Source organism: Pseudomonas sp. B6002, assembly GCF_013385985.1.
Classification (GTDB): domain Bacteria; phylum Pseudomonadota; class Gammaproteobacteria; order Pseudomonadales; family Pseudomonadaceae; genus Aquipseudomonas.
The window spans coordinates 183,459-196,296 of sequence record NZ_JACAOY010000004.1 but is presented as its reverse complement, the minus strand read 5'-3'; the positions used below and the strand labels follow the sequence as shown (position 1 = coordinate 196,296).

13 protein-coding genes are annotated in these 12,838 nt (G+C 61.4%); 6 read left to right on the top strand and 7 right to left on the bottom strand.

What is annotated here, in order from left to right:
- Positions 1 to 16: 16 nt before the first annotated feature.
- Genes HX792_RS04410 through HX792_RS04390 form a run of 5 tightly spaced genes read left to right on the top strand, consistent with a single transcriptional unit; the run spans position 17 to position 3,777 of the window.
- A complete protein-coding gene (locus tag HX792_RS04410) occupies positions 17 to 319 on the top strand; it encodes a DUF3649 domain-containing protein (protein WP_176994945.1) in 303 nt (100 codons plus the stop codon).
- A complete protein-coding gene (locus HX792_RS04405; protein ID WP_176994944.1) occupies positions 316 to 1,890 on the top strand; it encodes a PepSY domain-containing protein in 1,575 nt (524 codons plus the stop codon). The genes HX792_RS04410 and HX792_RS04405 overlap by 4 nt, the downstream gene beginning before the upstream one ends.
- Complete coding sequence (locus HX792_RS04400; protein WP_176994943.1) at positions 1,891 to 2,217, top strand: DUF3325 domain-containing protein; 327 nt, start codon at positions 1,891 to 1,893, stop codon at positions 2,215 to 2,217. It begins immediately after the preceding gene.
- A 7-nt stretch (positions 2,218 to 2,224) separates the two neighbouring features.
- Positions 2,225 to 2,803 carry an RNA polymerase sigma factor gene (locus tag HX792_RS04395; RefSeq protein WP_176994942.1) on the top strand — a complete coding sequence of 193 codons (579 nt, stop codon included), beginning with the start codon at positions 2,225 to 2,227 and terminating at the stop codon, positions 2,801 to 2,803.
- The gene (locus HX792_RS04390; RefSeq protein ID WP_176994941.1) at positions 2,800 to 3,777 is read left to right on the top strand and encodes a FecR family protein; all 978 of its coding nucleotides are present in this window, start codon (positions 2,800 to 2,802) and stop codon (positions 3,775 to 3,777) included. The genes HX792_RS04395 and HX792_RS04390 overlap by 4 nt, the downstream gene beginning before the upstream one ends.
- A gap of 164 nt (positions 3,778 to 3,941) precedes the next feature.
- Here the strand turns inward: HX792_RS04390 and HX792_RS04385 are convergent, their stop codons facing one another.
- Positions 3,942 to 4,292: a glutaredoxin family protein gene (locus HX792_RS04385; RefSeq protein ID WP_176994940.1), complete on the bottom strand. Its 351-nt coding sequence runs from the start codon at positions 4,290 to 4,292 to the stop codon at positions 3,942 to 3,944.
- Positions 4,292 to 5,296, bottom strand: coding sequence for a nucleoid-associated protein YejK (gene yejK / locus HX792_RS04380; protein WP_176994939.1), 1,005 nt, complete (start codon positions 5,294 to 5,296; stop codon positions 4,292 to 4,294). The genes HX792_RS04385 and yejK overlap by 1 nt, the downstream gene beginning before the upstream one ends.
- A gap of 396 nt (positions 5,297 to 5,692) precedes the next feature.
- Here yejK and HX792_RS04375 point away from each other — a divergent pair, with 396 nt between their 5' ends.
- On the top strand, positions 5,693 to 5,974 hold the full coding sequence (locus HX792_RS04375) for an HU family DNA-binding protein (RefSeq protein ID WP_003188840.1): 282 nt from the start codon (positions 5,693 to 5,695) through the stop codon (positions 5,972 to 5,974).
- Between the two features lie 66 nt (positions 5,975 to 6,040).
- Here HX792_RS04375 and rlmF read toward each other — a convergent pair whose 3' ends face one another.
- The 5 genes from rlmF to HX792_RS04350 form a co-directional block, all read right to left on the bottom strand.
- The gene (gene rlmF / locus HX792_RS04370; RefSeq protein WP_176994938.1) at positions 6,041 to 7,057 is read right to left on the bottom strand and encodes a 23S rRNA (adenine(1618)-N(6))-methyltransferase RlmF; all 1,017 of its coding nucleotides are present in this window, start codon (positions 7,055 to 7,057) and stop codon (positions 6,041 to 6,043) included.
- Positions 7,058 to 7,295: 238 nt separating this feature from the next.
- Positions 7,296 to 10,142, bottom strand: coding sequence for a valine--tRNA ligase (locus HX792_RS04365; RefSeq protein WP_176994937.1), 2,847 nt, complete (start codon positions 10,140 to 10,142; stop codon positions 7,296 to 7,298).
- 211 nt (positions 10,143 to 10,353) lie between these two features.
- A complete protein-coding gene (locus tag HX792_RS04360; protein WP_176994936.1) occupies positions 10,354 to 10,743 on the bottom strand; it encodes a DNA polymerase III subunit chi in 390 nt (129 codons plus the stop codon).
- Positions 10,744 to 10,750: 7 nt separating this feature from the next.
- Positions 10,751 to 11,179, bottom strand: a complete 429-nt coding sequence (locus tag HX792_RS04355) for a DNA polymerase III subunit chi (protein ID WP_176994935.1) — start codon at positions 11,177 to 11,179, stop codon at positions 10,751 to 10,753.
- A gap of 124 nt (positions 11,180 to 11,303) precedes the next feature.
- A complete protein-coding gene (locus tag HX792_RS04350) occupies positions 11,304 to 12,794 on the bottom strand; it encodes a leucyl aminopeptidase (protein ID WP_176994934.1) in 1,491 nt (496 codons plus the stop codon).
- Positions 12,795 to 12,838: the final 44 nt, after the last annotated feature.

Below are 12,838 nucleotides of genomic sequence, written 5' to 3'. Positions count from 1 at the left end.
ATCTGGCGCTTCCCGCATGAAAAGCAAAACCTCATTGCCCGCTACCTATCGCCTCGCCGTCACCTCGCGCGTGTTGGCGGCTGTGGTGGGCGGCTACCTGATGGCATCCCTGGCCAGCATCTGCCTGGCGCTCTGGCTGCCAACGTCCCGCGCCGACGCGGTGATCACCGGGATGATGAGTTCATTTGTGTTCTACCTGCTGGCCGTGCTCTGGTGTTTCGCCTGCCGTACCGCGTGGCGTGCATGGGCGGGGGTGATGGTGCCGAGTGCGTTGTTCGCGACCCTGGCCGGCGTGGGTTTCTGGATGGCACGCACATGAAAGAGGGCTTTCGCCAGGCAATGGCCTGGTTGCACACCTGGGCCGGCTTGATCTTCGGCTGGCTGCTGTTCGCGATTTTCCTGACCGGCACCCTGTCCTATTTCAAGGACGAGATCAGCCACTGGATGCAGCCCGAAGTGCAGGCCCACCCGCTGGACGATGCGCGCAGCCTCGCCGCCGCCCAAGCCTACCTGCAACAACAGGCACCGAATGCCGCACGCTGGTTCATCACCTTGCCAGACAGCCGTGACCCCGGCCTGTCGGTGATGTGGCAAGACAAGATCGACCCAGGCAAACGCGGCAACTTCATCCAGAAAACCCTCGACCCCGTCACCGGTCAAGCGGTCCAGGCGCGGGAAAGCATGGGCGGCGAGTTCTTCTACCGCTTCCACTTCCAGCTGCAAATGCCTCACCCCTGGGGTCGCTGGTTGTCGACCATTGCCGCGATGGTGATGTTTGTCGCTTTGATCACCGGCATCATCACCCACAAGAAAATCTTCAAGGACTTCTTCACCTTCCGCCCCCGCAAGGGCCAGCGTTCCTGGCTCGACGGGCATAACGCGGTGGGCGTGCTGGTGCTGCCGTTTCATTTGATGATCACCTACAGCAGCCTGGTGATTTTCATGAGCCTGGTGATGCCGGCGCCCATTGCCGCCTCCTACGGCAACGACACCCGCGCTTTTTTCAATGATGTATTCCCGGCCACCAACAACGCACCGGCACTTGGCCAGCCGGGCAAATTGCTGCCCTTGGGGCCGATGTACCAACAGGCTCGGGCGCAGTGGGCGGGCGGGCATGTGGGCCGGTTGACGATCAACAACCCGAGCGATGTGAACGCCTCGGTGAATGTGTTCCGCGCCGGCTCCGACCGTGTGGTGCATGACTTCGGCAGCACCGTGTCGTTCAACGGCACCACCGGCGAGCTGTTGCGGGTCAGTGGCGAGCAGTCGCTGCCGGCCGCGATCAGCGGCAGTTTCTACGGCCTGCACATGGGCCATTTCGCCGGCCCGGTGTTGCGCTGGTTGTACTTTATCTGTGGCCTGGCGGGCACGGCGATGATCGGCACCGGGCTGGTGATCTGGCTCGGAAAACGTCAGCTCAAGCACGTCAAGACCGGTGTGATGCCATTCGAGTTGCGGTTGGTGGAAGTCCTGAACATCGCCAGCATGTCGGGGCTGATGATCGCCATCGCGGCGTTTTTCTGGGCTAACCGATTGCTGCCGGTCGGCCTCTCCGAACGCTCCGATTGGGAAGTTCAGAGCTTTTTCATCGCCTGGGGTTTGAGCTTGCTGCACGCCGTGTTGCGCCGGGGGCGCCAGGGTTGGGTTGAGCAACTGAGCGTCGGTGCGCTGTTGTTCGTGTCGATTCCGCTGCTCAACGCACTGACCACCTCGCAACACCTGGGCGTGTCATTGGCCAAGGGCGACTGGGCCATGGCCGGGTTCGACCTGACGTGCCTGGCCAGCGGGCTTTTCCTTACCTGGGCCGCCTGGAAGATGCAGCACCGCACGGCGCCGCAGCCAAAGGCAGTGCGCACGGGTTCGTTGACGCTCAAGCAGGAGGCGAACTGAATGCTGCTCGCACTCCTGCTGTGCTACGCCGGGTTTACCGCGCTATGCCTGGCCACCGACCGCCACCATGGCGAACTGCTGCACAGCAAACCGTCCCCGCTCCGGCGCTTGGGTTTGCGTGGGGCGGGGTGGTTGTTGTTAATCGTGGCCATCTGGCCGGCCGTTGCCGCCACCGGCTGGAGCCAGGGCCTGGTGGAGTGGTGCGCGGTGTTGATGCTCAGCGCACTGTTGTTGGTGTTGCTGTTGCCGTATCGGCCAAGGCTGGCCTTGATCCTGGCGGGGGTTGGCTTGCTGGCCAGCCCGGTCGCGGCCTTCGCCTTACTCTGAGCCTTCCATGATGATCAGCACACCACCGGAATCCCAAGACAGCCCGCACACGGATGCGGCCGGTGGACGTGCGCATTTTTTGCAGGTGTTTTTGTCCCAGCGTTCACAGATGGAAGCGCTGGTAAGTCGACGTGTGGGTTGCCGCGCCACGGCGGCTGACCTGGTGCAGGACCTGTTCCTGCGTTTCTGGCGCCGGCCGCTGGTACAGGTCGAAGAACTCAGCACTTACTTGCTGCGCTGCGCGGGCAACATCGCCATCGACCACTTGCGTAGCGAAGGCGCCCGCGTACGCAGCAGCGAAGGTTGGCTCCCGGAACAACAGGACAACCAAGGCTCGGAGCCCCAGGCCGCCCTCGAAGCCGGCAATGACTTGCGCCATGTCGAGGCCGCCCTGCGCAGCTTGCCCGAGCGCACCCGGCAGATCTTCCTGCTCAACCGTATTCACGGGCGCAAATACGCCGAAATCGCCAAGGCCATGGGGGTGTCCCAAAGTGCCGTGGAAAAACATATGATGCGTGCCCTCGAAGCCTGCAAAGCCAGCCTTCGCGAACCATCGCCCCCACGCACGCCAGGGAAAGCACCGTGAACGTCACCCCCACGCCCGCCCAGGAACAAGCCGCACTGGCTTGGCTGAGCCTGCTGCATGACCAGCCCAGCAGCGGCGACCAGGCCACGTTCAGTCGCTGGCTGCGTGCCGACCCTGCGCATGTGCAGGCGTATTCCCAGGCGCAGGTGTTGTGGGAGTTGAGTGAAGTGCCGGCGCGTGCGCTTGCCGATGAGGATGCGCTGGCGTTGCAGGGTTACCTCAATGCGATGAACACCTCGAAGCGCTCGCGGGCGATACGTTGGTCCGGCGCTTTGGCGATGGCCGCCTGCCTCCTGTTGATGGTGTCCATGGGCGCCGGCTGGCAGCCGTCGCGCTGGGTCGATGACTTCGGCGCGGACTACGTAACGGCGCCGGGCGAAATCAAAACCGTCACCCTGGCCGACCAATCCCAGGTGACCCTTGATGCTGACAGTGCCATTGCCGTGGATTTCAGCCATGGCGAGCGGCATATCCAGCTGCGTCGCGGCGCGGGCTTTTTCAGTGTGACCCATACTGGCCAGTCATTTGTGGTGGGGGCGGGCAGTGGCGAAGCGCGGGTGTTGGGCACACAGTTCGAAGTGCGCCTGCAGCCGGCAGGGGCCGAGGTGACGGTATTGTCCGGACGGGTGGGAGTGACGCCATCCAAGACGGGTCAGCAGCAAATCCTCACGGCCGGCCAGCAAGTGACCTACGCCGATGGCATTGCCGAACCCCTGCACGGGGTCGACAGCGAATCACGCCTGGCCTGGCGCGACGGTTGGCTCAACTACTACAAGGCGCCGCTGGCGGATGTGGTCAAGGATTTGGGCCGTTATTACCCGGGCCGCATCCTGTTGCTGAACGACGACATGGGCGCCAAGCGCGTGAGCGGCAGCTTCCCCAGCAAAGACCCGCAGGCGGTGTTGAATGCCTTGCAGGCGGTATTGGGGTTTGAACAACACCATGTGCTGGGGCGGATGATCGTGCTGCGTTAGAGGCTGTAGTAACTGGCTTGCCGGCGATAGCGTCACCGCGGTGTGCCTGACAGACCGTGGTGTCTGCATCGCAGGCAAGCCAGCTCCCACAAAAGCCAGCTCCCACACAAGCCAGATTCCAGGCAAACCAGCATTCACACAAGCCAGCTCCCATACGGTGTGGGTTACTTCAGTGCTGCCATGATCGCGTCAGGGTTGTAGTCGCGAATCAGTGTGCCGTTCACATTCACAAACGGAATCCCGCCGCCGCCCAGCGCCTCATACGCCTGGCGCGCCTGGGCGTCCTTCTCGATATCGAACGCCTGGTACGGAATGCCTTTCTGGTCCAGAAAGCGGCGGATCTGCTTGCAGTAGCCACACCACTCGGTGGCATAGAGTGTCACGCGCGCCGAAGCGCGCACGGGCTCTGAAACCACCTGCGACGGGTTGAACACCCGCTCGATCTTGCCCCAGTTCTCGAACACCACCACCACGAGCAATACCAGCAGGACTTTCTTGAAGACCCCGCCCAGCATCAGTTACGGCGCTTGAGCTGGTCGGTCAGCTGAGTCGGCAGGCCCTTGATGATCAAGGTGCCAGCGGCTTCGTCGTACTCGATCTTGTCGCCCAGCAGGTGTGCTTCAAAACTGATGGACAGCCCCTCGGCGCGGCCGGTGAAGCGGCGGAACTGGTTGAGCGTGCGCTTATCGGCGGGAATCTCCGGCGACAGGCCATAGTCCTTGTTGCGGATATGGTCATAGAACGCCTTAGGTCGATCTTCATCGATCAAACCCGACAGTTCTTCCAGGCCCATAGGCTCGCCGAGCTTGGCCTGGCTGCTGGCGTAATCCACCAGGGCCTTGGTTTTTTCGCGGGCGGATTCGTCCGGCAGGTCTTCGCTTTCAACGAAGTCGCTGAAGGCCTTGAGCAGGGTACGGGTCTCGCCCGGGCCGTCGACGCCTTCCTGGCAGCCGATGAAGTCGCGGAAGTACTCCGAGACTTTCTTGCCGTTCTTGCCCTTGATGAACGAGATGTACTGCTTGGACTGCTTGTTGTTCTGCCACTCGGACACGTTGATCCGTGCCGCCAGGTGCAGTTGGCCCAGGTCCAGGTGGCGCGACGGGGTCACGTCCAGTTCATCGGTCACCGCCACGCCTTCGCTGTGGTGCAGCAGGGCGATGGCCAGGTAGTCGGTCATGCCTTGCTGGTAGTGGGCGAACAATACGTGGCCGCCGGTGGAGAGGTTGGACTCCTCCATCAGCTTTTGCAGGTGCTCGACGGCCGTGCGGCTGAAGGTGGTGAAATCCTGGCCGCCGTCGAAATACTCCTTCAACCAGCCGCTGAACGGGTGCGCGCCGGACTCGGCATGGAAAAAGCCCCAGGCCTTGCCTTGTTTGGCGTTGTAGCTCTCGTTGAGGTCGGCAAGCATGTTCTCGATGGCGGCGGACTCAGACAGCTCTGAGTCGCGGGCATGGAGAACTGCGGGTGTGCCGTCGGGTTTTTTGTCGATCAGGTGGACGATGCAATGACGGATCGGCATAGGCTTCTCGGCTGGTTGAAGGGGAGCAGGTGGCCTCCCCGAAAAGTCGCCCAGTGTACCGCACCCATTGGTCAAGACACGCGTTGAAGGACGTTTTGGCCGCTCTCCGACGGGGCATATTCCTTTTTTTCACGGTTTAGAGCGATAAAGCTGACCAAATGGGTAGGTAGAAGCGGATATTTCCCCGTCTCTGTGCTAGTTTTGCCCCGTCTTACGCCAAGTCTCGGCGTTAAGCGTGCATTCAGCATCTGTCAGGTCGAACCAATCCCCGTTTCAAGCATCTATAACCCCGATCTCCGTGGTTATAGCCGGGGGTGCCAGGCCACGACGGCCAGGCTCGACGGCTGACACTGCACTCTGCAATCCATATGAATTTGATAGGGAAGGAACACCACAATGGCTATTACTAAAGACCAACTGATCGCTGACCTGGCTGAAGCAGTAGACGCACCGAAAACTACCGTGCGTGCTCTGCTGGACCAACTGAGTCAAGTTGTTGCTGATCAGCTGGAAAACGGCGGCGAAATCACTCTGCCAGGCGTTGGCAAACTGAAAGTGACCGAGCGTCCTGCCCGTACTGGCCGTAACCCTTCGACTGGCGCTGCCATCGAAATCGCTGCCAAGAAAGTTATCAAGCTGGTTGTGGCCAAAGGCCTGACCGACGCTGTTAACAAGTAAGACGCAGCAAAAAAAACCGTGCACCGGAGCGATCCGGGCACGGTTTTTTGTTGCCTGCGATTTGGTTTATCGCACCCAGCGCTGGCGCCAGATCAACTGTTCGTTCTTGGTCTGGAAGGTCCAGGCGACGAAACGGCTTTGTTTCTGGCCCTGGGACATTTCCACCACCTGGCTTTCCAGTGCACCGGCCTTTTTCAGCGCGGTTTCAATGGCGGGCAGGTTGGAGGCTTTCGAGACCAGTGTGCTGAACCACAGTACCCGATGGGCGACTTTTGCGCTTTCAGCGATCAACTGGGTCACAAACCGCGCTTCGCCACCTTCACACCACAGCTCGGCCGATTGGCCACCAAAGTTCAACACCGGCAATTTACGCTTGGGATCGGCCTTGCCCAGGGCGCGCCATTTACGCTCGCTGCCCTTGGTGGCCTCTTCCATGGACGCATGGAAGGGCGGGTTGCACATGGTCAGGTCAAACGCCTCGCCAGTTTCCAGCAAACCCAGCAGGATCTGCTTGGGATTGGTCTGCTGACGCAACTGGATGACCTTGCTCAGGTCGTTGGACTGCACGATGGCTTTGGCGGCGGCCACTGCGATAGGGTCGACCTCCGAGCCGAGGAAGTTCCAGCGGTACTCCATGTAGCCAATCAGCGGGTAGACACAGTTGGCGCCCATGCCGATGTCCAGCACCTTGACGATAGAGCCACGCGGGATCTTGCCGTCGTTGTTGCTGGCCAACAGGTCGGCGAGGAAATGCACGTAGTCTGCACGCCCCGGCACCGGTGGGCACAGGTAGTCGGCCGGGATGTCCCAGTGCTGGATCCCGTAGAAGGACTTGAGCAGCGCCCGGTTGAACACGCGCACTGCATCGGGGCTTGCGAAGTCGATGCTCTCTTTGCCATACGGGTTGATGATCACGAATTTCGCCAGTTCCGGCGTGGTCTTGATCAGCGCCGGGAAGTCGTAACGGCCCGTGTGGCGGTTGCGCGGGTGCAGGGTGGCCTCTTTGCGTGGCGCGACGGGCTTGGCCGTGGCGGCGGTTTTAGGCTTCTTGCGTGGAGGCTTGGGCGTGCTGGGGGCGGTCATGATGATTCTGGTGTTGGCTCAAAGTGGCGGGCATTGTCACACATCCTGAGCCTAACCCGTTCAACTGTAGGAGCCGGCTTGCCGGCGATGCAGGCGACTCGGTTAATCAACCTGACCGCGTCGATGCCTTCGCAGGCAAGCCAGCTCCCACATTGGTCGGGGGTGTTCAGATGGAGATGGGTGTTCTCAAGGCATAAAAAAAGAGACCCGAAGGTCTCTTTTTTACACAGATTTCAGCTTAGAGGCTGGAAATCCGCGCATGTTGCTCCGCCAGCTTGCCCAGGGCCTGTTCAGCCTCGGCCAGCTTGGCGCGTTCCTTCTCGATCACTTCTGCCGGTGCCTTGTCGACAAATGCCGCGTTGGACAGCTTGCCGCCCACCCGTTGCACTTCGCCTTGCAGGCGTGCAATTTCCTTGTCGAGACGGGCCAGTTCCGCGCCCTTGTCGATCAGGCCGGCCATCGGCACCAGCACTTCCATCTCGCCAACCAGTGCGGTGGCAGACAGCGGTGCTTCGGCATCGGCCGCCAATACAGTGATCGACTCCAGCTTTGCCAGCTTCTTGAGCAGTGCATCATTCTCGGTGAGACGACGCTGATCCTCGGCGCTGGCGTTCTTCACGAACACCGCCAATGGCTTGCCCGGGCCGATGTTCATCTCTGCGCGGATGTTGCGCGTACCCATCATCAGGGTCTTGAGCCATTCGATATCGCTTTCGGCCGCCGCATCAATGCGCGCTTCATTGGCCACAGGCCAAGGCTGCAGCATGATGGTCTTGCCTTCGATACCGGCCAGCGGCGCCAGGCGCTGCCAGATTTCTTCGGTGATGAATGGCATGAACGGGTGCGCCAGGCGCAGCGCCACTTCCAATACGCGCACCAGGGTGCGGCGAGTGCCGCGCTGGCGTTCGATCGGTGCGTTCTCGTCCCACAACACAGGCTTGGACAGTTCCAGGTACCAGTCGCAATACTGGTTCCAGATGAACTCGTACAGGGCCTGTGCAGCCAGGTCGAAACGGAACTGGTCGAGTTGGCGGGTCACTTCGGCTTCGGTGCGTTGCAGCTGCGAAATGATCCAGCGGTCGGCCAGGCTCAGTTCGACGGCTTCGCCGTTCTGGCCGCAGTCTTCGCCTTTGTCCAGCACGTAGCGCGCCGCGTTCCAGATCTTGTTGCAGAAGTTGCGATAGCCTTCGACGCGGCCCATGTCGAACTTGATGTCGCGACCGGTGGACGCCAGCGAGCAGAAGGTGAAACGCAGGGCGTCGGTGCCGTAGCTGGCGATGCCGTCGGCGAACTCGTCGCGGGTCTGCTTCTCGATCTTCTTGGCCAGCTTCGGCTGCATCAGGCCCGAGGTGCGTTTTTGCACCAGGGTTTCCAGGTCGATGCCGTCGATGATGTCCAGCGGGTCCAGCACGTTGCCCTTGGACTTGGACATCTTCTGGCCCTGGCCATCACGCACCAGGCCGTGCACGTACACGGTCTTGAACGGAACCTGCGGGGTGCCATCCTCGTTCTTCACCAGGTGCATGGTCAGCATGATCATCCGGGCAACCCAGAAGAAAATGATGTCGAAGCCGGTGACCAGCACGTCGGTGGAGTGGAATTTCTTGAGGAATTCGGTCTGCTGCGGCCAGCCCAAGGTGGAGAAGGTCCACAGGCCCGAGCTGAACCAGGTGTCCAGTACGTCATTGTCCTGCTGCAGCGCTACGTCGGCACCGAGGTTGTGCTTGGCACGCACTTCGGCTTCGTCGCGGCCGACATAGACCTTGCCCGACTCGTCGTACCAGGCCGGAATACGGTGGCCCCACCACAGTTGACGGCTGATGCACCAATCCTGGATGTCACGCATCCACGAGAAGTACATGTTTTCGTACTGCTTGGGCACGAATTGGATACGGCCGTCTTCCACGGCGGCGATGGCAGGTTCTGCCAACGGCTTGGTGGACACGTACCACTGGTCGGTCAGCCACGGCTCGATCACGGTGCCGGAACGGTCGCCCTTCGGCACTTTCAGGCCGTGGTCGTCAACGCTCACCAGCAGGCCGGCAGCGTCGAAGGCGGCGACGATCTGCTTGCGCGCTTCGAAGCGGTCGAGGCCGGCGTATTCGGACGGGATCTTGCCGTCGATGCTTTCGTTCAGCGTGCCGTCCAGGTTGAACACCTGGCAGGCCGGCAATACGGCGGCGTTTTTATCGAAGATGTTCAGCAGTGGCAGGTTGTGGCGCTTGCCGACTTCGTAGTCGTTGAAATCGTGGGCCGGGGTGATTTTCACGCAGCCGGTGCCGAATTCAGGGTCGCAGTAGTCGTCCGCGATGATCGGGATTCGACGGCCAACCAAGGGCAGTTCGACGAACTTGCCGATCAGCGCCTGGTAGCGCTCGTCGTTCGGGTTAACCGCGACGGCGGCGTCGCCGAGCATGGTTTCCGGACGGGTGGTGGCGACGATCAGGTAATCATTGCCTTCAGCGGTCTTGGCGCCGTCGGCCAGCGGGTACTTGAGGTTCCACAGGAAACCCTTCTCGTCGTGGTTTTCAACTTCGAGGTCGGAGATTGCCGTGTGCAACTTGGTGTCCCAGTTGACCAGGCGCTTGCCGCGGTAGATCAGGCCGTCTTCGTGCAGGCGCACGAAGGCTTCTTTAACGGCTTCCGACAGGCCGTCGTCCATGGTGAAGCGCTCGCGGCTCCAGTCGACGGACGAACCCAGGCGACGGATCTGACGGCTGATGTTGCCGCCGGACTGGTCTTTCCATTCCCAGACTTTTTCCAGGAATTTCTCGCGGCCCAGGTCGTGGCGGTTCTGGCCAGTGGCTTCGAGTTGGCGTTCCACCAGCATCTGGGTGGCGATACCGGCGTGGTCGGTGCCCGGCTGCCACAGGGTGTTGCGGCCCTGCATGCGGCGGAAACGGATCAACGCATCCATGATCGCATTGTTGAAGCCATGGCCCATGTGCAGGCTGCCAGTGACGTTCGGTGGCGGAATCATGATGGTGTAGGAATCGCCCGCGCCTTGCGGGGCGAAATAATTCTCGGATTCCCAGGTGTTGTACCAGGAAGTTTCGATGGCGTGCGGCTGGTAGGTCTTATCCATGCGCGGCGGGACCCTAGTTGGCATTTATTCAGGAAAGCCGGCAAGTATAACGGGGCAGGGCGTGGAGGGCGAGTTGAAGACGGCCTAAAGGTCGATGCAAACCAATGTGGGAGCTGGCTTGCCTACGATAGCTATCTGTCAGTCAACTCATCAGTGACTGATACACCGCTATCGCAGGCAAGCCAGCTCCCACAGGAGATATATGTCCATCTCAGGACTGGTATTGGCTGAGCAGCCGCTCCATCCGCGCATCCATCCGACGTTTGATCTCCGCCTCGATATGCGGGGCAAAATCGTCGATCACGTCTTGCATGATCAATTGGGCGGCGGCGCGCAGTTCGTTGTCCAAGTGCAGCAGCAAGGCGTCCGGCGCTTTTTCAGCCGCGGCAGGCGCAGGTTCGGCAGCGGGAGCCTCAGCAACCGGCTCGGGTGTCACGGGCTTGCCGCCGACCATGTCGAACAGCAGCGGAATCTGTACCTCGCCCTCGACCGATTCGGTCAACAGCGGCGGTTGCAAGTCATCATCACCGAGCAACTGGCGGATCGACTCCAGGTCGTCCAGCAGGTGGTCGTCTTTTTTTATAGGGTTGGGAGTGTCCATCGTTTACTCAAAGTCGTTGTAGCCGGTGATCTTGAAGAGGATAGCCCTGTTCACGGTAGAAACGGAAACTCTCCCGTGCGGCCTGACGAATAGCCGGGTCTTCCACCACCACTTCCGCCACACGGGCAAAAGCCTTGGCAAAAGGCGGCACTTTCAGGTCCAGGTTGACCAACAGGTCATGGTGATCGCCGCAACTGTCCCCCAAACCCAGGACAACTAGGCCGTCGGGTTCGGACTCGGCGGGGCCGTGGGGCACGAAACTTTCGCCCTTGAAACGCCACAGGCGGGCGTCCAGTTCGTCGCGCTGGGTGGCATCGCTGCAATGCAGGTAGATGCGGTGGCCCATGCGCCAGGCTTTTTCGGTGAGTTTGCAGGCAAAGTCCAGGCGCGCGAGTGGGTCGGCGCTGGGCAATATATAGAAGTCGACTTGGGTCATTACATTTCCTGGGCTTACGCATAACCCCCTGTAGGAGCCGGCTTGCCGGCGATGGCGTCCTTCAGAGCGCCGCAAGGCTCTAAGACCTCATCGCCGGCAAGCCGGCTCCTACACAGGGTTTGCCTTAGGCCTTGGCGCGATCCAGCAGGTACTGGGTCAGCAGGGGAACCGGACGGCCAGTGGCGCCCTTGTCCTTGCCGCCGCTGGTCCAGGCCGTGCCGGCGATGTCCAGGTGCGCCCAGTTGAAGTTCTTGGCAAAGCGCGACAGGAAGCAGGCCGCGGTGATGGTGCCGGCTTTCGGGCCGCCGATGTTGGCGATGTCGGCGAACGGACTGTCCAGCTGTTCCTGGTACTCATCGAACAGCGGCAGCTGCCAGGCGCGGTCGTCGGCGGCTTTACCGGCGCTGAGCAGTTGCTCGATCAGCTCGTCGCTGTTACCCAGCAGGCCCGAAGTGTGAGAGCCCAGGGCCACGATGCAGGCACCGGTCAGGGTGGCGATGTCGATCACGGCCTGCGGCTTGAAGCGCTCGGCGTAGGTCAGGGCGTCGCACAGCACCAAACGGCCTTCGGCGTCGGTGTTGAGGATTTCGACGGTCTGGCCGCTCAGGGTGGTGACGATGTCGCCCGGACGGGTCGCGCCGCCGCTCGGCATGTTCTCGGCACAGGCCAGGATGCACACCAGGTTGATCGGCAGCTTGAGTTCCAGCACGGCACGCAGGGTGCCGAATACGCTGGCGGCGCCGCCCATGTCGTACTTCATTTCGTCCATGCCCAGGCCCGGCTTGAGGCTGATGCCGCCGGTGTCGAAGGTGATGCCTTTGCCGACCAGGGCGTAAGGCTTCTCGGACTTCTTGCCGCCGTTGTATTGCATCACGATCAAGCGTGGCGGCTGGTCGCTGCCCTGGCCCACGGCGTAGAACGAGCCCATGCCCAGTTCCTTGATCTTCTTCTCGTCCAGCACTTCGACCTTCAGGCCCTTGAACTCTTTGCCCAGTGCCTTGGCCTGTTCGCCGAGGAAGGTGGGGTGGCAGATGTTCGGCGGCAGGTTACCCAGGTCACGGGTGAACGACATACCCTTGGCGATGGCGGTGGCGTGGGTCACGGCGCGCTCGACTTCAGCCTGGGCAGCCTTGATGGTCAGCAGGGTGATTTTTTTCAGGGCGCGAGGTTCGGCCTTGGTGCTCTTGAATTGGTCGAAGATATAGCCACCGTCCACCAGGCTTTCGGCCAGCAGGCGGGTCTTGCCGTAGCTGTCACGGCCTTTGACCACCACTTCATCCAGCGCCAGGGCCGCATCGGTGCCGCCCAGGCCTTTGAGGGTGTTGAGAATGCCGCTGACGATTTTGCGGAAAGGGCGGTCGCCCAGCTCTGCATCTTTGCCCACGCCCACCAGCAATACGCGGTCGGCCTTGAGGTTGGGCAGGCTTTGCAACAGCAGGCTCTGGCCCACTTTGCCGGCCAGGTCGCCGCGCTTGAGGACCGCGCTGATGGCGCCGCCGCTCAGTTCATCCAGTTGCTTGGCGGCGACGCCGAGTTTGCGGCCTTCGCCGACAGCGACCACGAGGGTGGCGGTTTTCAACGTTTCGGGGCTAACGCTTTTTACAACCAATTCCATTTTCGGGTCCCTTATAAAGGTCTGAGAGCCTGGCGTTTGTACGC

Bases quoted from the DNA above. Each gene is read 5' to 3' on its own strand.
- HX792_RS04385 (WP_176994940.1), bottom strand. From the start codon at position 4,292: ATGCTGGGCGGGGTCTTCAAGAAAGTCCTGCTGGTATTGCTCGTGGTG.
- HX792_RS04405 (WP_176994944.1), top strand. From the start codon at position 316: ATGAAAGAGGGCTTTCGCCAGGCAATGGCCTGGTTGCACACCTGGGCC.
- yejK (WP_176994939.1), bottom strand. From the start codon at position 5,296: ATGCCGATCCGTCATTGCATCGTCCACCTGATCGACAAAAAACCCGAC.
- HX792_RS04355 (WP_176994935.1), bottom strand. From the start codon at position 11,179: ATGACCCAAGTCGACTTCTATATATTGCCCAGCGCCGACCCACTCGCG.
- HX792_RS04400 (WP_176994943.1), top strand. From the start codon at position 1,891: ATGCTGCTCGCACTCCTGCTGTGCTACGCCGGGTTTACCGCGCTATGC.
- HX792_RS04410 (WP_176994945.1), top strand. From the start codon at position 17: ATGAAAAGCAAAACCTCATTGCCCGCTACCTATCGCCTCGCCGTCACC.
- HX792_RS04350 (WP_176994934.1), bottom strand. From the start codon at position 12,794: ATGGAATTGGTTGTAAAAAGCGTTAGCCCCGAAACGTTGAAAACCGCC.
- HX792_RS04375 (WP_003188840.1), top strand. From the start codon at position 5,693: ATGGCTATTACTAAAGACCAACTGATCGCTGACCTGGCTGAAGCAGTA.
- HX792_RS04360 (WP_176994936.1), bottom strand. From the start codon at position 10,743: ATGGACACTCCCAACCCTATAAAAAAAGACGACCACCTGCTGGACGAC.
- HX792_RS04395 (WP_176994942.1), top strand. From the start codon at position 2,225: ATGATGATCAGCACACCACCGGAATCCCAAGACAGCCCGCACACGGAT.
- HX792_RS04365 (WP_176994937.1), bottom strand. From the start codon at position 10,142: ATGGATAAGACCTACCAGCCGCACGCCATCGAAACTTCCTGGTACAAC.
- rlmF (WP_176994938.1), bottom strand. From the start codon at position 7,057: ATGACCGCCCCCAGCACGCCCAAGCCTCCACGCAAGAAGCCTAAAACC.